General features: G+C 36.3%; 20 protein-coding genes. 11 read left to right on the forward strand and 9 right to left on the reverse strand.

Annotated features, from left to right (window positions below):
• Positions 1–101 precede the first annotated feature (101 nt).
• Both FJR11_RS00965 and FJR11_RS00970 read left to right on the forward strand, forming a co-directional pair.
• Positions 102–2,123, forward strand: a complete 2,022-nt coding sequence (locus FJR11_RS00965; RefSeq protein WP_254444642.1) for a hypothetical protein — start codon at positions 102–104, stop codon at positions 2,121–2,123.
• Between the two features lie 102 nt (positions 2,124–2,225).
• A complete protein-coding gene (locus tag FJR11_RS00970; RefSeq protein WP_168501854.1) occupies positions 2,226–2,966 on the forward strand; it encodes a type I restriction enzyme HsdR N-terminal domain-containing protein in 741 nt (246 codons plus the stop codon).
• Positions 2,967–3,204: 238 nt separating this feature from the next.
• On the opposite strand, the gene FJR11_RS00975 is transcribed toward FJR11_RS00970, so the two are convergent.
• The 4 genes from FJR11_RS00975 to FJR11_RS00990 all read right to left on the reverse strand — a co-directional run bounded on the left by FJR11_RS00975 (position 3,205) and on the right by FJR11_RS00990 (position 7,308).
• Positions 3,205–3,753: a nucleotidyltransferase family protein gene (locus FJR11_RS00975; RefSeq protein ID WP_168501855.1), complete on the reverse strand. Its 549-nt coding sequence runs from the start codon at positions 3,751–3,753 to the stop codon at positions 3,205–3,207.
• A gap of 183 nt (positions 3,754–3,936) precedes the next feature.
• On the reverse strand, positions 3,937–4,866 hold the full coding sequence (locus FJR11_RS00980; protein ID WP_168501856.1) for an energy-coupling factor transporter transmembrane protein EcfT: 930 nt from the start codon (positions 4,864–4,866) through the stop codon (positions 3,937–3,939).
• Positions 4,867–5,034: 168 nt separating this feature from the next.
• Positions 5,035–6,399 (reverse strand): ribosome biogenesis GTPase Der, encoded by a 1,365-nt coding sequence (der, locus tag FJR11_RS00985; protein WP_168501857.1) that lies wholly within the window; start codon positions 6,397–6,399, stop codon positions 5,035–5,037.
• 165 nt (positions 6,400–6,564) lie between these two features.
• Complete coding sequence (locus FJR11_RS00990; RefSeq protein WP_168501858.1) at positions 6,565–7,308, reverse strand: response regulator transcription factor; 744 nt, start codon at positions 7,306–7,308, stop codon at positions 6,565–6,567.
• A gap of 231 nt (positions 7,309–7,539) precedes the next feature.
• Here FJR11_RS00990 and FJR11_RS00995 point away from each other — a divergent pair, with 231 nt between their 5' ends.
• The 5 genes from FJR11_RS00995 (at position 7,540) to FJR11_RS01015 (ending at position 10,858) form a co-directional block, all read left to right on the forward strand.
• Positions 7,540–8,613, forward strand: a complete 1,074-nt coding sequence (locus FJR11_RS00995) for a YheT family hydrolase (protein WP_168501859.1) — start codon at positions 7,540–7,542, stop codon at positions 8,611–8,613.
• A 12-nt stretch (positions 8,614–8,625) separates the two neighbouring features.
• Positions 8,626–9,339 (forward strand): 4'-phosphopantetheinyl transferase HetI, encoded by a 714-nt coding sequence (gene hetI, locus FJR11_RS01000; protein WP_168501860.1) that lies wholly within the window; start codon positions 8,626–8,628, stop codon positions 9,337–9,339.
• Positions 9,340–9,431: 92 nt separating this feature from the next.
• Positions 9,432–10,067, forward strand: coding sequence for a Uma2 family endonuclease (locus FJR11_RS01005; RefSeq protein ID WP_168501861.1), 636 nt, complete (start codon positions 9,432–9,434; stop codon positions 10,065–10,067).
• Positions 10,068–10,151: 84 nt separating this feature from the next.
• A complete protein-coding gene (locus FJR11_RS01010) occupies positions 10,152–10,472 on the forward strand; it encodes a DUF433 domain-containing protein (RefSeq protein ID WP_168501862.1) in 321 nt (106 codons plus the stop codon).
• A gap of 2 nt (positions 10,473–10,474) precedes the next feature.
• Positions 10,475–10,858: a DUF5615 family PIN-like protein gene (locus tag FJR11_RS01015; RefSeq protein ID WP_371417422.1), complete on the forward strand. Its 384-nt coding sequence runs from the start codon at positions 10,475–10,477 to the stop codon at positions 10,856–10,858.
• 26 nt (positions 10,859–10,884) lie between these two features.
• Here the strand turns inward: FJR11_RS01015 and FJR11_RS01020 are convergent, their stop codons facing one another.
• From FJR11_RS01020 to FJR11_RS01030, 3 genes are all read right to left on the reverse strand, one after another.
• A complete protein-coding gene (locus FJR11_RS01020; protein ID WP_168501863.1) occupies positions 10,885–11,172 on the reverse strand; it encodes a hypothetical protein in 288 nt (95 codons plus the stop codon).
• Between the two features lie 227 nt (positions 11,173–11,399).
• Positions 11,400–11,741 carry a GIY-YIG nuclease family protein gene (locus tag FJR11_RS01025; protein ID WP_168501864.1) on the reverse strand — a complete coding sequence of 114 codons (342 nt, stop codon included), beginning with the start codon at positions 11,739–11,741 and terminating at the stop codon, positions 11,400–11,402.
• Positions 11,742–11,850: 109 nt separating this feature from the next.
• Positions 11,851–12,111 (reverse strand): hypothetical protein, encoded by a 261-nt coding sequence (locus FJR11_RS01030; RefSeq protein WP_168501865.1) that lies wholly within the window; start codon positions 12,109–12,111, stop codon positions 11,851–11,853.
• 198 nt (positions 12,112–12,309) lie between these two features.
• Between FJR11_RS01030 and FJR11_RS01035 the strand changes: the two genes are divergently transcribed.
• Positions 12,310–13,677 carry an NB-ARC domain-containing protein gene (locus FJR11_RS01035; protein WP_168501866.1) on the forward strand — a complete coding sequence of 456 codons (1,368 nt, stop codon included), beginning with the start codon at positions 12,310–12,312 and terminating at the stop codon, positions 13,675–13,677.
• Between the two features lie 140 nt (positions 13,678–13,817).
• Here FJR11_RS01035 and metH read toward each other — a convergent pair whose 3' ends face one another.
• The gene (metH, locus tag FJR11_RS01040) at positions 13,818–17,360 is read right to left on the reverse strand and encodes a methionine synthase (protein ID WP_168501867.1); all 3,543 of its coding nucleotides are present in this window, start codon (positions 17,358–17,360) and stop codon (positions 13,818–13,820) included.
• A 96-nt stretch (positions 17,361–17,456) separates the two neighbouring features.
• Between metH and FJR11_RS01045 the strand changes: the two genes are divergently transcribed.
• Together FJR11_RS01045 and FJR11_RS01050 are read left to right on the forward strand one after the other, a co-directional pair.
• Positions 17,457–17,894, forward strand: coding sequence for a type II toxin-antitoxin system Phd/YefM family antitoxin (locus tag FJR11_RS01045; protein WP_168501868.1), 438 nt, complete (start codon positions 17,457–17,459; stop codon positions 17,892–17,894).
• A gap of 124 nt (positions 17,895–18,018) precedes the next feature.
• Positions 18,019–18,876: a peptidoglycan recognition family protein gene (locus tag FJR11_RS01050; RefSeq protein WP_168501869.1), complete on the forward strand. Its 858-nt coding sequence runs from the start codon at positions 18,019–18,021 to the stop codon at positions 18,874–18,876.
• Here the strand turns inward: FJR11_RS01050 and FJR11_RS01055 are convergent.
• Positions 18,873–19,313, reverse strand: coding sequence for a Fur family transcriptional regulator (locus FJR11_RS01055; protein ID WP_168501870.1), 441 nt, complete (start codon positions 19,311–19,313; stop codon positions 18,873–18,875). The genes FJR11_RS01050 and FJR11_RS01055 overlap by 4 nt on opposite strands.
• Before the next feature lie 214 nt (positions 19,314–19,527).
• On the opposite strand from FJR11_RS01055, the gene FJR11_RS01060 reads away from it, so the two are divergent.
• Complete coding sequence (locus tag FJR11_RS01060) at positions 19,528–20,100, forward strand: peroxiredoxin (RefSeq protein ID WP_168501871.1); 573 nt, start codon at positions 19,528–19,530, stop codon at positions 20,098–20,100.
• Positions 20,101–20,906 lie beyond the last annotated feature (806 nt).

The following is a 20,906-nucleotide window of genomic DNA, read 5'->3' on the forward strand; positions in this document are numbered from 1 at the left end:
AATATTAGTATTTATGAATTTGGATGAATTTGATTGCATCTCAATCCGATGTTAGGTATAATATAATCCAACTTATTTGGTATTAAAATATGAGTAGCATTATGTCGGATACGCAATGGCAAAAGGAAATTACATCTTTGAAGAAGGATTTAAACAGTGAACTCCGCACAATAGAACGTGCTTTAGAGATTACGATACCTAACCATATTTGCATTAATAATCTAAAGTCAAAATTAGAACGCTTAGAAGAAATCGAGAAAATACTTAGTATAGATAAATATAGAATTGTTTTTATTGGTACTATTGGGAAAGGAAAGACTACAGCTATTTGTCATCTTTTTAACTTAATAAGTGAATTTAATGGTTCTAAGACTGTTGGAGGTAAAACTCAGAATGTAACCGAAACTAAAGAATTATTAGCAACAGGATCAGGACGAACTACTATATGTGAGGTAGTTCTTAAGGCATCTGAAAAAACCTACATCGAAATAGAGCCTTATACAGTTGATGAAATGGAAAATATTATCCTTGAATTCTGTGAATATATTGCTAATAAAGATAATCCTGAAGTAGAACTAAAAATATCTATTTCTAAAGAAATAGATAGAGCTATTAGAAATATAATAGATCTGAAAATAGTCTCTAAAACAGTTACTGATGGTGACAAAAAAAGAAACCAACTAATTGATCAAGCAAAGGCAAAATTTGAAGAATTAGGATTAGATGGATTTAGAAAATTTGCTTTGAATAATGCCAACCTTGAATCTAGAACTACAACTCGTATTCAATTCGATAATGAAAATAATGATGAAAAATTATGGATTAAAGATACCTTTGCTGCCATTAATGCTGTACAGCTAAGAGAATTTGCTATTCCGAGAAAGATATGCCTTTATGTAAGCTATGATGTTTTATCTGGTTCAAACTTGTCTCAGTTCCATTCGGTTGTTGATACAAAAGGACTTGATGAAAACCCAATTCGTAAAGACTTACAGAAATATATTGAGAGTCAGGATACTATCTGTCTCTTTATAACACCTTTCAATGATGCGCCTGAAGCTAATATTCGTAAATTAATAACATATCATCTGGCATCGAAATCTAAAGATTTTCACCATAGATTTGTAACTTTGGTATTACCCCACAAAAACGAACCTGAAAAAGCAAATGATGGTGATGGTACTTGGGACTTAGGAATTCAAATCAAGCAAGAAGAGATTCAAACTATATTCAATCATTCAAACTTAGAGTTTTTTCAAGAAAATATCTTGTTCTATGATGCTTTAAGATACTACCGTGATGATATAGTCAAGTTAAATAGTGACTTTTACACTAAGGAAGATGTCCAGGCAGATAAAAACGAATTTATCGAATTTATGGCGGGTGTTATAGAACGTAGACGAGATAAATTATTAGGTGAAATCAAAAATATTCAAGCAAGCTTTGTAAGAATAAAAAATGGTGATGCTTTGACAGAAACAGAAATTAAGGCAATTGAAAATGCTATTCAGAAAATAAAAGATATCAAAGACTTGAGTAAAAGAGTTCCTGCTTTTGTTTATGATAATTTTATTGATGAATATGTTGGATATTATCATACAACTTATAAAGCATGGAATACTAAACACGCTATCCATAGGAATTGTGGCTATTATAATCCAAGGAATATAGACATATATTATGATGCAAAGGTTGTTGCTGAGGGAATAGATGAGAATGCAATGCTGAAAAAATTTACTAAAGAAGTAAAACAGGAATTAGAAGATATTCTGAATGCTCTTACATCAGCAAATGAATCTTTAAAGACTTTTATCCCTGAATTAATCAACCGATTTTATATGTTATATTATAAAGATTTTATAGATGAAGTAGGGACAGAAATGGAAGCAGAACTCAACAGCAAACTATCACCTCAAAATGAAGATGCTCCTTTTTGGAATTCTCTAATTGCTGAGAAAGGTAAGCCAAGAGCGAGGGGAGAAAAATATGGAGATAATGTATGTTTGATATTTACGCGAGAGCTAGAAAAAGAAACAAACTTAAATGCAGTATTAAAGAGTAAAACAGAATATCATTGGGAAAAATTGATTATTAAAGTCCTAGAATTTTTTGGACAGAAATAGATAATTTCTTAATTGCAGAGTTAATAGACAGTTTAGGACGCAATATCATTATAATTGTGTCCCTAAAAAAATTATCCACTATTAGTTACTACCAAACAATATATGACTAATTTACGTAGAGAAATTGAAACCAAACTCAATATATATACAAAAAAATATCAAGAAGAATATATAAAATGTTTGATTAGAGGAATAGAAATTCCAATTAAGGTAAGACCAGAAGAGCTAGTTAGACAACTATTTCTTGATTTTATGATCAACGAAAGTGGATTATTTCCAGATTTGATTAATATCAAAGTTGAGGTAAATAATCATGATGTAGAAATATACAAAAAACCAAAAAATGATAATTTTCAGCCATATCAATCTCCTTTGATGATTATAGAAGTAAAACGAGAAGATGCAAATTTAGATAATCATTATAATCAAATTCAAAGATATCTTAAAAAAGCTAGTTGTAACATGGGTATTTTATATAATTATCATAAAATTATCGGGTTTATAAAAAAAGATGATAATTTTCAAATTAATGATCTCAATTATCTTAGAGACATCCTACAATTAATTTTTAAAAATAATAACAATATTGATAATGATTCATTAGCTTTTAGCCAAGCTCAAAAGGGAGATTTTCAAAGTTTTGTTTATTTTATAAACAAATATGGACAATATACAACTAATACAATTATTTTTAAACTTAAATCAAAAGAATACGCTATAGCAGGATATTGTTTTAACATTAAAAATAATAAAGTGCATTATGATGTTTGTGGTAAATATGATAAAAAACAGCAAAGTTTCGACTACGAAGATTTTGAAAAGCTAATTTCTATCACCTATTGATAATATATTAACGAGATTGTAGTTCCTCGGTAAATCTAAATAGATAAATATTACCAAATTCACTCATCTTCATACCAGAAGATATTAAAGACGAAGGTTGAACCATTAATTGAGTAGTCATTGTGTGTTCACAGTGTCTTTATTTGTATTATCTCATAAAAAATCCTGAAAATCCTTAAATCCTGGACATCCTGATATGGCTAACGCCACGCTTCGCTATCAGACAAAAAAATATACTTTATAACTCATCCTTTCCCAACCGCAGACAAGAACATTTTTGCAAAAAACTGGCTGCTTTTTGATCAGCATCTGGATTATTAAGATGTATTGGTGTTGGTCGAATAATCCCATTAAATAAATCATCTAAACCGTAGGGAGTAAAAAATTGCCATTCTCCCTGTTTAGTCATGCGAACCCCTACAGCAGTCGCCGTATGTAACCAATTTGTAATCCCATCTTCTGTACTATTAAAAATCATATTTCCAGCCCGCCAATTTCCAAAACTAGCTTGATTTTTGACATCAAACTCCTGTTCAGGAAATTGTGTTTTTAAAGTAGACTTAGCAAATAATTCTTGTTCACGATTTCCGAAATGATCAAAGAAAGCAATATCAAAATCTTTAATAAATAAATCACATTCTTGCCCAAACAGAGAACGCCAAACAGTGTTTCTGACTGCACCCCCAGCCAACCACCAGTTAGGTAAATCGAGTTGGGCTATTGCAGGTAAGACGGTGGCAATAATAGAATTAGAGAGAATAATTTGTAGTTGTGTATTATTATTCATAATGTATAATTTAGAGGAGCATGAATAATATGACCATAGATAATAATACTTTGGATTTAGTGACTGGAGGATTAGCAATGATTATTTTGGTAGGTGGGATGTTAATGATGTTTACCACCATTTTCAGCACTAAAAAATAATCAATTACCTCACCCAGTTTGGCTGGGTGATCAATAATATCAGTTAAGAAACATCAGCACCAAAAGCTATCCTAATTACCCAAAATATCATTAAAGTGGCGATCGCTAACCAATCCCCTGTTATTAACTTTAACTCTTGCCATTTAACTCGATGTTCATTAGGACTAGTAAAACCCCTTACCATCATTGCATTTGCCATTTGTTCAGCCCGCAACAGGAGATTTTCTAATAATCTCTCAGTCACAATTAACCAAACTTTTGCCCCTCCTTTTAATCCTAGCTTTTTCCAATTAATTGCCCTAGTCATCACCGAACGCACTAGGTTTTGGATTTCTTCTAAAACAAGGGGAATAAACCGCAAGGATAAAGTTAGAGTCAGGGTAATTTCTGTAACGGGAATATTGAACCTTCGTAGAGGCTGCATTAAACTTTCCAGACCAGAAGTAATTTCTTCCGGTGCGGTGGTGAGTAAATATAAATTAGTGCTGTAGATTAATGTAAAAACTATTGTACTCAAGCTAATTGCCAAATCCAAAGAACGGCGATTTACTTTGACAAATCCTTTCTGAAATAGCACATAGCTATATTTTTTATGACTATCTGCTAATGCGGTCGTAACTTGGATCTTTTTATCAGTTATTGGTTGGGTGAGGATTTGTTCATTTGCAGGTAAGCGGGGATGATAACTTACACCTAATCCATCAGGACTAATTGCGCCAATGACTAATACCATAAATGATAGTATCAATAACCAGCCCATTTGTTGTCGCCATACTCGCAGAGGAATTCTGGCAAATACAGTAAAAGTAATTAGCAGTAATACCAGTAATACCCGCCAATAGTTGTTAGCAACAACATAGCTACTTAGAAAGCTCAGTAACCAAAATAACTTAACTCGCGGATCGAGTTTGTGTAACCAAGTTTGCGGTTCTTCTAAGTAAAGTCCGAGGGGGAGCGATCGCAATAAATCCATATTTTGTTAGTTGTCAAACAATTTTGGATTTTAGATTTTAGATTTTAGATTGGGAAAGAGATTTTCAATTTAATCACTCCATACAATCCAGGCAATATTATTCATGTGTAAATTTTGAATCATTCCATCCAAAATCCAAAATTTAAAATCTAAAATTCCATCAGTTTCCTATTTTACACGAGTAGCTCGGTTTGGTCCGCCAATTTCCATGTCTCGAACTTTCTTACTGCGCCAAAATAGCCGAATGGGTGTACCTTGAAAACCTAACTGTTTGCGGAATTGGCGTTCAATGTAACGGCGATAGTTGTCATTAAAGCGGGTATTGTCATTAACGAACAGCGCGATAGAAGGAGGCTGACTACTCACCTGAGTACCATAGTAAATCTTACCCTGACGACCGCCCCGTGATGTCGGTGGTGAATGCCAACTGATAGCATCTTCGAGGACTTCATTAATGACTGATGTACTCACACGGCGTTTGTGTGCCTCAGCCGCTGTATTTACCAATTCTAAAATCTTTTCTACCCGTTGTCCCGTAACAGCACTCACATAAATGGTATCTGCCCATTCTGTAAAGTGTAAGCGTGATTCTAATTCTTTTGCATGATCATAGATGGTATACGAGTCTTTCTCGACAGCATCCCACTTATTAACGACAATAACACAAGCGCGACCTTCTTCTAAAACGCGACCTGCTAATTTTTGATCCTGTTCAGTTACGCCATCTACGGCATCAATCACTAATAAAACCACATCAGAGCGGCGAATAGCTTTGAAAGCGCGGTTAATACTGAAAAATTCCGTACCGTATTCGATATGTTTCTTTTTGCGAATACCAGCAGTATCAATTAACCTATAGGTTTGATCACCTCGTTCAACTACTGTATCAATTGTATCTCTAGTTGTTCCAGAGATAGGACTGACAATAGCTCTATATTCACCAACAAAAGCATTGAGTAGGCTGGATTTGCCCACATTTGGTCTGCCAATAATGGCAACTTTAATTTCCTTATTTTCCTCTTCTTCTACTATCAGAGGAATGTGATTCATTAACTCATCCAGGATTTCCCCTGTCCCACTACCATGAATCGCGGAAATGGGGAAAGGTTCACCTAGTCCCAATTCCCAAAACTCAGCGGCTTGAATCACCCCTTGATCTGGAGATTCACATTTATTCACAGCCAGTAATACGGGTACTGGTTGTTGACGTAACCATTCAGAAATTTCTTCATCTGCGGGCATCAAACCAGCTTGTCCATCCACAACAAAAATAGCAGCACAAGCTTCTGAAAGTGCTGTTAACGCCTGTTGGCGAATCATGGGGAGAAATTCGGTGTCATCGTTAAAAACTAAGCCACCTGTGTCCACTACGACAAATTCCCGATCATTCCAAAAAGCTGGACGATAGGTGCGATCGCGTGTTACCCCTGGTTCATCGTGGACTATCGCCGTTTGATCTCCGGCAAGACGATTCACAAAGGTAGATTTGCCCACATTGGGGCGACCGATAATTGCAACAATTGGCAATGCCATAAACTAGAGTTCTTTAGTGCTGAGTGTGTAGGTGTGCTGAGTTTTGTCTCTACGTTCTTCACCCAGCACTGTTTTAGAGAACTACTAATTATATCATACTTTTTGTCAATTGTCAGTTGTCATTCGTCAGTGGTAATAATTCTTTCCCCTGCTCCCCATCCCCTTTCACTCAACTATTGTAGCGATAGTTTCCTCAATGCCAGGAGATACACTAGGCAATTCTAGACAATATCCCGCACCGTACACCGTCTTAATGTAGCGTGGATGGCGAGGGTCAGGTTCAAGTTTAGTCCTTAAGTGACGAATATGCACCCGAATAGTTTCAATGTCATCATCAGGATCATAACCCCAAACTTCTCTGAGGATTTCGCTGGGGGAAACGGTTTGTCCATGACGTTGTAGGAGACAGTGAAGTAACTCAAACTCTAAATGAGTCAGTTTCACAGTTGCTTTGAACCAGATAGCCTCAAATCTTTCGGGAACGAGGGTAATAGGTCCATAGTTGAGAATTTCGCTATGTTTTGCAGCTTGGGGAATCCGGTCAGTGCGTCGCAACAAAGCCCGAACTCGTGCCAATAATTCTTCTAACTCAAAGGGTTTGGTCAGGTAATCATCTGCACCAGCATTGAATCCTTCTACCTTGTTTTGAGTTTGGCTTAAAGCAGTTAACATTAATACAGGAATCTCGGAAGTGCGTTCATCCCGACGTAAGCGTTGACAAACTGTAAACCCATCTACTCTAGGTAACATCAGATCGAGCATAATTAAGTCGGGTTGTAGCTGGAGAGCCAGCGCCTGACCTTTAATGCCATCTTCAGCTTGACTAACATCGTAGCCCGCCATTTCCAAGTTGACGGCAACAAGTTCTGAAATCGCTGGGTCATCGTCTATGACAAGAATCCTCGGCATTCTTAAAAATTATAACTACTTTATTTAAGGATAATTGACGCTCCCCCGACTGCCAAAATTTCGCTACGCTGATTCTGGAGAAAAGCTGAGGGATGATTAGATTATCAAGCAAACCGTAAACCTTCGTTTTCCTCGATATATAAAAAGATTACCACCTCAATTGTAAAAAATATGTTAAATCTAATATAAATATTAAAATCAAATAATTGTAAAATTCACTATTCTAGTCTTATGTATAAATACGAATATTTACCGCCCTATTTCTTGCAAAATGGCGTGACTATGACAACTTATACAGCTTTGTGGGCTAATCGTAATTGGGAGAGCAAAATTACTCACCCAGAACCAAAATATCACGAAGTCATCTTCACTGGTGGTCAAGGTGTGCCAATTTTTGGTCAGGTTGCTATTCCCCCCAATGCCCATAGTACGATTGTTGGGACTTATGGCATTACTGGAGAATTAGACCAGCAATGGTTTTTGCGAATTTTGGGACGGAAGGCTTATGCCCAAGGCTATGCTGTGGTGTTATTTGATTGGCGGGCGCATGGTAAAACCGCAGAACTATCGCCAACATTGACTTCTGATGGTTTGTATGAAGGAGAAGATTTTGTCAAAATTGCGGAAACTGCGGCAAAAATGGGTTGTCCGTCACCATTTTGGTTTACGGGCTATTCTTTAGGGGGACAATTGGCCTTGTGGGGAGTGAAAGCCGCAGCGGATTTAGCACCCAAAGATATTGATATTGCTGGTGGGGCGGTGATTTGCCCAAGTTTGGATTCCTTGCGGTCACTGACTTATTTAGTTACGCACCCATTTGGTAAATATATTGAATCTCGCATTGCCAAGGAATTGAAAAAACTAGCTTGGAAAATCCATGCTGCTTATCCTGAATCTATTCAACCGGAAGCTATTGAAAGGGCTAATAGTATTTGGGGATTTGATGAAGAACTGGTGATTGAACGTTTGGGTTTTGCCACCGTCGCTGATTATTATCAAGCCAGCAGTGGGTTAGAATTATTACCTAAATTATCCAAACCCACCTTAATATTATATGCTGCCGATGACCCCTTATTTGATCCGGCGATTATTCCTGATTTAGAAGCCGCTGCTACGAAAAACCCTGACATAGATTTATTACTGACTCGCTACGGTGGCCATGTTGGTTACGTGAGTAGCAAAAAATGTCAAAATCAATATGAAGATCCTGATCAATGGTGGGCTTGGAATCGTGTTTTAGAGTGGATAGAAACAAGACGTAGCCAAAATATTGAACAGGTTTCTCTACAAAAAAGTAAAGTTTAATTATTGGCAACTGTGTTTAATTATAATTGGCTACCTGCACCCAAAAACTTAATTTTATCATCTGATGATGTGCATATCTGGCGGATTAATCTAAATCAGTCAGAATCACAATTACAATCTTTTCGGGAAACTTTATCTAGTGATGAAATTGCTCGCGCTGAAAGGTTTTATTTTCCTGAACATCGGCAAAGATTTATTGCCGGACGTGGCACTCTCCGCGCAATTTTAGGGCAATATTTGGGTATTAATCCTAAACAAGTAGAATTTGAATATCAGCCCCGTGGTAAGCCTTTTTTAGCGGCTAAATTTGCTGACAAAGGATTATTATTTAATTTATCTCACTCCCAAAATTTGGCTTTGTGTGGGGTAAGTTATCAAAATAAAATTGGTGTGGATTTAGAATATATTCGCACAATGTCGGATTTGGAAAGTCTGGCAAAACGGTTTTTTTCATTCAGAGAATATGAACATCTGCGACTATTTTCTTCCGACGAACAACAACAAATATTTTTTCGTTATTGGACTTGCAAAGAAGCTTATGTAAAAGCTACAGGAGATGGTTTGGTGCAGTTAGAAGAAATTGAAATATCTTTAAGACCAAATCAACCCAGTCAATTACTTATATCAGGAGATTGGAGTTTAAGGGAATTAACCCCAGCGGAAAACTTTGCGGCTGCGGTTGTAGTGGCAGGTAGGAATATTAATTTGGATTGTTGGGAATATTGATAAAAATATATATTTCCTGAGCTTTGTAAGTTGTTAAATTCATGATTACGAAGTAAAATAAAATTAATTGTAAATTGCAAGGAGTGGAAAAGATGTTGTTAGAATTAAAGCGCATCCACGTACCACCAGGACAAACAGTTATATTGCAAGATGTCACCTGGGAAGAATTAGAAACAATTCTTGAAGAATTAGGAGAACATCGTGCAGCGCGAATTGCTTATGACAGGGGAATATTAGAAATTATAAATCCTTTACCAGAACATCAATTTGATAAAGAAATTATTAGTGATTTAGTTAAGGCTTTATTAGAAGAATTAGATATTGAGTTTAGATGTCTTGGTTCTACCACATTTAAAAATCAATTTATGGAGAAAGGGATAGAACCTGATCAATGTTTTTATATTAAAAATGAAGCTTTTATTCGGGGAAAAAAGCGATTAGATTTAACAATAGATCCTCCTCCAGATTTAGCCTTAGAAATTGATATTACTTCCCGCACTCATGCAAATATTTATCAAGCCTTGAAAGTTCGAGAACTGTGGCGGTTTGAGAATGGTAATTTAAGAATAAATATTTTACAAGATGGGAATTATCTAGAGTCGCAGTCAAGTTTGAATTTTCCTACATTACCTTTAATTGAAGTAATTCCCCAATATCTTGAGCAAAGTAAAACCGCAGGAAGAAATGCGACACTTAAAGCTTTTAGAAATTGGGTAAAACAGCAATAGTTATCCTCTGAGTCTAAATAAATGATCACAACAAATGATCTTATCCTTTATAATTTAAGAATATTATCTTGTTAAAAAGTAGCTATGAATCAGCAATTGGTTGATTCCCTTGTGCAAGTAATTGAGGCACTTTCCCCAGAAGAAAGAAAACTTTTAGAAAGTCGTCTCAAACTCAATGCTATACAGCAAACATCGGGAATTTGTGGTGGTCATGCTCGAATTCGGAATACACGGATTCCCGTGTGGATTTTGGTTTCATTTCGACAGCAGGGAGCGAATGATGCAGAACTGCTGCAAAATTATCCCAGTCTCACACCGGAAGATTTGACAGCAGCTTGGGACTATTATAAACAGTATCGTTCAGAAATTGATCTTGCGATCGCTACCCAAAATGAGGATGACTGATTGTGAGACTGTATTCTGATGAAAACTTTCCTCTAAACATTGTTCGACAATTGCGGCAGATGAAATATGATGTGCTTACTTCTTACGAAGCAGGACAAGCAAATCAAGGAATTCCAGATGATGAAGTTTTGGCGTTTGCGACTCAGGAGAAACGAGTTTTAGTTACACTAAATCGAGATGATTTTATTGAACTTCATCGAACAGGAATTTCTCACACTGGCATTATCATCTCTAAAGATGATCGGGATTATTTAGGACAATCTCAAATACTGCACAATTGCCTGAGTGAAAATCCAGATTTTGCTAATCGGCTAATTAGAATTAAAAAAAATAATCAACCTAAATCTGGGATTCAGGTTTTTATTTACCAGGAATATAAGAGATAACCGATAGTCCAGATTTAGTAATTGCTTTATTTAAATGCCATCTTTACCAATGACCAGAAAAAATTCAAAAAAGCAATTGCAGGATAAGTCCACCATACAATTTGCCACTGTACAGGTACTTGGGGTGGTTTTTTAAACCGTAAAATCAGATGACTAATTCCTACTGACATTAATGCAAACAAACACAATATAGTCACTATGTATAATATACTGTCTTTAAGAACACTCATTTGGTTAATAACTTGAGCTAAAATGAAAGCTGAAGGTAGCCAACCAATAAAATATTTTGGTTCAAAGGTGCAATCTTGAAACATGATGGAATTTCTCTAAATACTACAAAATTAAATTGTTGCTAGGATTTTAAAATCCTGCATTGATTTTTATGTTGATTAAAAAATGGGAAGAAATCATGCAAAAAGTTTATGTTTTTAGCTTTGAAATCACAATCACTTTGCAAGATTTCCCCGCATTAAAATCAATGTTTTTAAAGTAACTATGTTCTGGTATCAAGAACGTAATAGTGATAGACTATCTCTCGGTTTTAGTCTAATTCTTCAATTAATGGTTTAAGTTCACGCCGTTGGCCTTTCAGTTGACCTGACTCTTTCAATCGCTTAATTTCTTGCGCTTCTTCGTATTTGGGATCAGCAGATTCCCAACAAAAAAATAGAAGATTGACACCGGAATTTACAGCACTTCTAAGATTTCTATTACTACTACCATTCAAGTGAACAGAGAGTCTACCGTATATACAATCGTCAGATTTACCTATATAAACTGTACGAAAGTCAGCACTATGAATATAATAGATGCCTCTCATATTTCTGGTGACTCTATCAATACCATTTTTGTTAAAGTCTCCACCGTATTGTTTATCCCACATTTTAAGTTTCTCCTAAATTTATAATTTGCGGATTTTTGATGTTTTATTTGCAACCTAAAATTTGCTGGCTGTTTACCAGTTTGTGTATAATTTCATAGTGAATATTCATTTAGAGAAGTCCTTTCCCTTTTAAGTATGCTATAGCTGTACTCATAACTTCGCGCATTCCGGCTTTCTGGCGTTTACTGAAAGAATAGTGATTATATGTGAAATCACCTGTTTGAGGATTATAGTCAAAATTCGCATGAGGATATCTTGTTGACTGTCCAATTTTACGTACGGTGTATGTAATTGTACCATCTGGCTTTGGATCTGTTTCTTGCTGCCACTCATGTACTCCATCACTTGCTGGATACCATGTTCCACTCATAATTTACCTCACAATCAGGTTAGTTAAAAATCTTGTTTCTTGGCTTAACATTGTTTATTCATAACTATCCTCTCATTCATATCAGTAAATACGCTATAATAAAATGTCAGATGTTTTGTAAAAAAATATAAAACTAATATCATAAAATATAACATTATGCTATATTTTATAATGTTAAATCCTAGATAGTAGGTATTTATGGATGTTGGAGAAATTTTAAATTTTGCTGATCATGTTGTGTTTACTCAAACAGGAAAACATCTAAATAATCTGCAAAAAGAGGTTTTAGAAAGAGTTTGGCAAGATCAAGATTATTCCACAATTGCAGAAACTGTTCACAAAGATGAACAATATATTAGAAATATTGCTTCTGAATTATGGCAAGTTTTATCAAAGGGTTTACATGAAAAAGTGAATAAATCTAATTTAAAAACAGCGATAGAAAGACAAATTATTATTTCATCTAATAAAAATATTACTAATTTTAATTTTGTTGGAGTTGGTAATCTTCATGTCTGTCCTGAACATAACCCCAGCATTCCACCAATACATGAAACAAATACAAATGAATTTAAAAAAGATTTAATCACTGCACCCATAATAACTGAATTTTACGGACGTAATTTTGAATTACAAACTCTAGAAAATTATATTATTAAATCCAAAGCTCGGTTAATTAACCTATATGGAATAACTGGAATAGGTAAAAGCACCCTTGCTAAACGCTTTATTGATATTTATGACTCTGAATTTGAAGTCATTATTTGGCGAAATCTGCAATTAAAACCCCATGTTGATGAGGTTATAAATAGTATTTTATTATTTCTCAACCCTCAAGGTTACTTTAGTGAAAAGCTTGAAAAAAATTTTGATAAATTGCTAAAAGTCTTAGATGAAAAACGTTGTTTAATTGTCATTGATGGTCTACAGTATCTTTTTGATAGTGGAAAGCTTGCAGGAGAATATCAGCCTGAATATCAATCTTATCAAACTCTATTTAATACGATTATAGACATCCCCCATAAGAGTTGCCTTTTGTTGATAAGTCAGCAAAAAACGAAAGAGGTTACACAATTAGAAAAAGATAATAATTTAGTGTACTCCTTACAATTAAAAGGTTCAGATGAAGCAGGGATTGAAATCTTTAAATCAAAAGGATTACAAGATGAAGATAAATGGTTGAATTTAATTAACTTGTATCAATCAAATCCTAGATGGTTAAAATGGGTTGCTAATCTAACTCAAGAGTTAGCAAATGGGAGAGTAACAGAAATATTTACTGATGATTCTATTCTATTAATAGAAGAAGTAAAAGATTGTTTAGACCAGATATTTTTAAGACTATTAGATAGTGAAAAAGAAATTCTTCTAGCCTTAGCAAAATTGGATACTTCTGTAAGTATTATACAGTTAAAAGAGTTAGTTAGTTTATCCCAAATCGAGTTAGTCAATGGTATGCGATCACTTCTAAGACGGTGTTTAATTGAAACCATAGAAAAACCACAGGTTGTTTATTCACTTAACCCTTTATTGCGTGTTTATTGCCTGAATTTATCTGGATATTAAGTTGTAAAGTGGTTTACCAACAGCATAACCCACAATTAATCATTAATATTTAACCCTCAGAAATATGATCTTGATGGCTATGAAGTCCGCGCAGGCGGACTTTGTTTGTATAGCCCCAGAATTCTATTCTGAGGGATAGATTAAGCCGTGAAATACTTCGCTACAGGGTGATAAGTAATAATTGCCGTTGTAGACTGTTCAGGATACAATTGCTCACTTTCATCCATGTGCATCTTCATCCTATCAACTCCCAACAACTCCAACTGCTTAAACTGATCTTGGATATTCGGACAAGCCGGATAGCCGAAACTATACCGAGAACCTTGATAACGCTGCGCCAACATATCCCGAATATTATCCGGTTCAGAATCACCAAAACCTAACTCCCGACGGATTCTAGCGTGAGTCCATTCCGCCAAAGCCTCCGCCACCTGGACAGCCATACCATGAAAATACAGATAATCAGTGTATTTATTATCGGCAAATAGCTTTTGTCCAAACTCCGTCGCAACTTCCCCCACAGTCACCGCTTGCATAGGGAAAACATCAATAATTCCCGACTCCTTCGGTGCAAAAAAATCTGCAATACATAACCGATTAAAAGACCTCTGACGGGGAAACTCAAAACTAACTCTTACCTCCGCGTCCTCTGCGTCTCTGCGGTTAGTTTCATAAATCAATAAACTATTCCCCACAGACTGACAAGGAAAATAGCCATAAATCACTTGAGGATGTAATAAATTCTCCTCAATAATGCGCTGTTTCCACTCTTCCAAAACTGGATAAACCTTCTCAGCTAAAAACGCCTGATATTCCTCCTTAGATTGTTCCTTCGGCTTGCGGAATTGCCATTGTCCAGCGACCAAAGCTTGCAAATCCAAATACCAGAATAACTCCTCCAAAGAAATATCATCAGGTTGTAAAAACTGCGTACCCCAAAAAGGTGGTTGAGGACGTTCAATATCTACAGCCACAGCCTCAGAACGACGGGTATCAACCTCTTTGATAATATCAGAATTATCTATTGTGGGGTGGGCATCCTGCCCGCCATTTTCCTCAACAGATTGATATCCATTTTCCGCAACTTCATCTAAGAAACCTTGAAAATTATCCCAATTTCCTCCTGTTTTTGCAGGCATTAACTTATCCATAAAATGCAAATCAGAAAAAGCATCTTTGCCATAAATAACCTTACCTTTGTAAGTTCCTTGGCAATCTTGATTCACAAACTTAGGAGTTAAAGCTGCACCACCTAAAATCACAGGTACAGTAATTCCCTTTTCATTAAAAGTCTGTAAATTTTCCTTCATAAAAGCGGTGGATTTTACTAACAATCCACTCATGGCAATACAATCAGGTTTGTACTGTTCGTAAGCTTGAATGATGTTTTCTACCGATTGCTTAATTCCCAGGTTAATCACCTTGTAACCATTGTTAGATAAAATGATATCTACAAGGTTTTTACCAATATCGTGAACATCGCCTTTTACCGTGGCAATTACAAAAGTTCCCTTGGCATTATTGCCAGATTCCGACTTTTCCATAAACGGTTCTAAATAAGCAACCGCAGCTTTCATCGTTTCGGCTGATTGTAATACAAAAGGTAATTGCATTTGTCCAGAACCGAACAATTCACCGACAACTTTCATTCCGTCTAACAAGAAAGTATTGATGATTTGTAAAGGAGGATATTGTTCTAAGGCTTTTGTCAATTGGGTTTCTAATCCAATGCGTTCACCGTCAATAATATGGCGTTTCAAACGTTCTTCAATGGGTAAACTGGCATCAATTCCCGTATTCCGTTTGGTTTTAACCCCGGCAAAAATTGTGGTTAGTTCTCCCAAAGGATCATAAACGCAGACATTACCATCAAATTTACGTTGATCATAAATTAATTGTCGGCAAACTTCTTGATGTTGAGGTTCAATCTTAGCCAGTGGTAAAATTTTACTCGCGCTGACAATTGCTGCATCCATGCCCGCGTTCATGGCTTCATGCAAAAACATCGAGTTTAAGACCATGCGCGAGGCGGGATTTAAGCCAAAGGATATATTGGAAACACCCAACATAACATGACATCCTGGCAATTCTTGGCGAATCCGGCGAATTGATTCAATGGTAGCTTTACCATTTTCCCGATCTTCTTCAATCCCAGTAGAAATTGGGAGAGCTAAAGTATCAAAGAATATTTCTGTGGGGGCAATACCATATTCTACCGCTTGACGGTACGCCCGTTGGGCAATTTGAAATTTTTTCTCGGCTGTCCGTGCCATGCCATCTTCGTCAATTGTCCCAATAATGACACCAGCACCGTATTTTTTTGCCAATTCTAGCACTTTCAAAAATCGCGGTTCGCCATCTTCGTAGTTGGTAGAATTCAGTAAACACTTACCACCAGCTACCTTTAACCCTGCTTCCATTTTTTCCCATTCGGTGGAATCGAGCATTAAAGGCAATGTAATATTATTGACAACGCGAGAAACTAACTCGTGCATATCACGCACGCCGTCACGTCCGACATAATCAACGTTAACATCAAGGATATGTGCGCCTTCTTTGACCTGACTCCGCGCCATGGAGACTAAACCATCCCAGTCTTCGGCGTTGAGTAAATCACGGCATTTTTTAGAACCACTGGCGTTGAGACGTTCACCAATAATCAAGAAAGAATTTTCTTGATCGTAGGGTTGAGTCGTATAAATTGATGCGGCTGATGGTTCTAAACTTGGCTGTCTAACTTTCGGTTTTAATTCTTTGGCAATTTCCGCCAATTGTTGAATGTGTGCTGGTCGTGTCCCACAGCAACCCCCAATTACTTGGACACCTAAATCTTCGATAAAGTGCATTAACGCCATCCGTAATTCTATGGGCGTAAGTTTGTAATGTGCTTGACCGCCAACGTTTTCGGGTAAACCCGCATTGGGAATACAGGAAACTACGAATGGAGAATGTTCTGATAAATACTTGATGTGTGGTTTCATCAAGTCGGGACCGGTAGCGCAATTTAAGCCGAGAATATCAATGGGGTAAGATTCGAGGATAGTAACTACGGCGTTGATTTCTGTACCTACTAGCATTGTCCCCATGCTTTCCATAGTGACAGAGACCATTAAGGCTCTTCTTTCGCCTTTTTTGGCAAAAACTTCCTCGATCCCATTTAATGCGGCTTTAATTTGCAGCACGTCTTGGCAAGTTTCCACCAGGAATAAATCCACTCCACCATCAAATAAGGCTTCTGCTTGTTCAGCAAAAGAGGCTTTCATGGTGTCAAAGTCAATATGTCCCAAGGTGGGGAGTTTGGTGGTTGGCCCAATAGAACCAGCCACAAATCGGGGTTTTTCGGGGGTGGAAAATTCCGCAGCCACACTTTTAGCAAGTTCGGCGGCTTTTTTGGTGAGATAATAAGCCTGGTCTGCTAGGTCATATTCTGCGAGAACTATGGACATAGAACCAAAGGTATCAGTTTCAATGACATCAGCACCAGCAGCGAGAAAATCACGGTGAACTTTGGCGACGGCTTCGGGTTTGGTGTGAACTAAATACTCGTTACAGCCTTCATACTGTGCGCCGCCGAAATCTTCAGCGGTCAGGTTTTGGGTTTGTAAGTTTGTTCCCATTGCGCCGTCAAAGACGATAACGGGACGTTCGGGACTATGTAGGTGTTTTAGAAAAGGATGGGTCATAATTGTGTGAAAAAATAGAATTAGTTTTGCGATACTAGACTTAATTTATTATTCTCTAAGATTTTGATAGTTTAGATAGGTTGTTAAGAAAACAATATGCTAGAAAGTACAGAGGATGGTTTTGTACGCTTACAAATAGAATTAATCCAGCCTCAGTTTTTAAGTATCCTCAGTGACGTAATCAGTAAGAAACAGCGTCTCGTTTTGGCAAAGGGGGAGAAAGATTTAGCTGCTATTATCCCCTCGGACGAGTTTGAACGCTTGGAGTGGTTGAGGTATGATATCAAATATGGGCAATTTCAGCTAGATGCAGAATACGATGAAGATGATGAATCTGGTATCTCATGTATTAGCATTAATGAATTAGAATTTAATTTTGAGCAAATAATTAGTCAGGTAATGGGTAATGATGCAATCTTTGGTTTAACTTCTCCGACAGCTTCCTTTGAGGATAACAATGAGTTTTTTACGCCAGTGGTAATTTTGATGAATATTAATAATTTTTGGATACCAGATTATTGGATTGATAATTAAAGACAATTATATCGAGGAAATGTAAAAAAGTTATTTAATATACTTTTTAGTATAGTAGTAGTCTTTTTTTTGACTATTAAAATCATAATATTTAATGTCAGCTATATTACCAATATTAAAAAATATGAGATTTAAAGATTGGGCAACTAGAATAATCCTGATTTTTTTGATGTTAGCTACGCTCATTGTGGCAGTATTTATTGGAGGTGCGAGACAAGCGCAAAATCAAACAATTGCATCAAATTCAGAAGCTACGACTTGGAATCAATACCTACCAGGACAATTACAGCCAGCAATAACTAAACCAGAAAAAAAGCAAAATTTCATCCCGTCTCCAGCCAAGATTAATAAAATTAATCCTGTATATATCACTACTGTTGCTTTTAGTAAGTATAGACCTAATTTTGCCCAGGCTAAGGTTGATCCTAGCAATTATGGCGATCGCTATTTAGCAGATATTAATGGTGTACCCTTTAATCATCAGCCGATTATTGTCATTCATGAAACAACTAATTCCACTTCTAGTGCCATTAATTTTTTTCAAACACCTCATGATGATGAAAGTGTTCAAGCTAGTTATCATGCCATCATTACTTTAGAGGGACAGGTTATTTATCTAGTTCCTCCAGAAAAACGCGCTTTTGGGGCTGGTAATTCGGTGTTTAAGGGTGTTAATGGTGTGGAAACTGTGCAAACTAATCCCAATTTACCTCCATCTGTGAATAATTTTGCTTATCATGTGTCTCTAGAAACGCCTCCTGATGCTTGGGGTAAAAGTGATATAGCGCAACATACTGGATATACAGAAGCTCAATATAATTCTTTAGCTTGGTTAATTGCACAAAGTCAAGTTCCAGATGATAGAATTACCACTCATAAAGCTGTAGATGTGGCAGGTGGAAAAGTTGATCCCTTGAGTTTTGATGGTGATAAATTTTTAAAGAAATTACATTCTTTCCGGCAGTTAAGAACTTTTAATTAGGGCTTATTCACAGCGATAGCTATGTCGCAGACATCACAAGTTCCCTCCACTGTCACCTCATATCGTTCTACTTTCAAGCCCTCCCGCAGTTGACTGACATCAATACCAGGAAAAGTATTCCAGTTAATATCTTCAATCGCACCACAGCAGTTACACCGGAAATGATGATGGGGGGCAACATTGGCATCATAACGGCATACCCCTTCCTCTAATAGCACTTCTCGCACCAAACCCACCTCCCGCAGTGCCTGAAGTGCCGCATACACTGTGGCTTGGGAGGAAGTAGGTACTTCCTGATTCAAGTCCCTTAAAATTTGATCAACCGTAGGGTGATCTTCCCTTGCTAATAGGTTTGCATAAACTCCAAATCTCTGGGGTGTGACTCGCAACCCTTTATTTTTCAGGGTCTTGATAATATCATTAGCTTTTTGCTGCATAGGATTTACTTAACTATATAAAGATATAAACTCCCATTATAACTTTTCTGTTCTAAGAACTAAAGCTTTTTAAAAAATACATTGTAAAATAAGTATTTATGACTATTGACTAATTCCTAAATCAGAATTATTCTGATTTACAAGATAAGCTATTGATGCCCAGCAATCAAGCAGCAACACGAGTTAAAATCTTCCATCTAAAAAAGAGGTATTTATGACTGCTATTACTCACGTTCCAAATGTAGTATTCAAGACTCGTGTTCGGGATGAATCTATCGGTGGACCCAATCCTTACACTTGGAAAGATGTAACCACTCAAGAGATTTTTGCCGGTAAGAAAGTAGTATTATTTGCTCTCCCTGGTGCATTCACTCCTACCTGTTCTTCCACCCATTTGCCTCGCTACGAAGAACTATTTGCAGAATTCAAAGCCCAAGGTGTTGATCAAATCATTTGTTTGTCAGTTAATGACGCATTTGTTATGTTCCAATGGGGCAAACAACAAGGTGCTAAAAATGTCTTCTTGTTACCAGATGGTAGTGGAGAATTTACCCGCAAAATGGGAATGTTAGTTGATAAATCTAACATCGGTTTTGGAATGCGTTCCTGGCGTTATTCAATGGTTGTCAATAACTGCGAAATTGAAAAAATGTTCATTGAACCTGGTTTTGAAGACAACTGTGGTAGTGACCCCTTTGAAGTATCTGATGCTGATACCATTCTTGCTTACCTAAAAGGTGTAGCCCGTCCTACTGAAGTTGCTCCTCGGTTATCATTTGTTGGTTAATTACTAAAGCTAGAAAATTCAAACCTTTGATAGAGGTTGATAGTTTTTAATTCATCTAAGGCAAAGGAAGTTACCCCAATAAAACTTCCTTTGCTTTTTTGTTTTCATAGACAAAAGATTTGGAATTCTGTCCATTAAATCAGTTATAAAAACTTGAATTAATGCCATAAAAACCGAAAATATAAGAGAAGAAATGTTAAATTCATAGTCTAATTTTATCCCAGATTAGATTGGGAAAGGAGCGTAAATTATGCGGATAACAGTTTCTGACATATATCCTCTAAGTAGCGAACAGATTCTCAAAGACCTCACCATTAGGGAATTAACAACTGTTATAGGTGGTTACAGAAGACAACGCACATTGCCGGGTAATATAGAGACTCAACTTCAAGAATGGAGGGTAGAACTAAATACAATGAGAAACAGGCTCAGATAAGAATTCGGTACTTAAGAAACATACTAATAATTGAATATTTTCGTAAAAATCGTGTGTTTTCATAGTTATAAATGGAAAACGCACGATTTTTCTCTTGTTTAAATTAGAAATATCATTTTTAGGAAAAGAGAGGAAAAGATAGTCTTTTCTTTGCAGCTATATCTATATATTTTCTGGATAACCCAGACTCAAATCATTTAATTATGTCTTTTTGACCTTGGTTTTAGCCTTGATTTTTTCTAATTATCTGAATAAAAATTAGATGAGCGGTTAAGAGAAGGCAAGCTTAACTGATTCTCAAAAAATATCAATTGCCTAATGATTAATCTAGGAGGAAAAAAATCATGGCTAGTATTAAACTTTCTCAATT

Source organism: Anabaena sp. UHCC 0187, assembly GCF_009712035.1.
In the GTDB taxonomy this organism is placed as follows: Bacteria; Cyanobacteriota; Cyanobacteriia; order Cyanobacteriales; family Nostocaceae; genus Dolichospermum.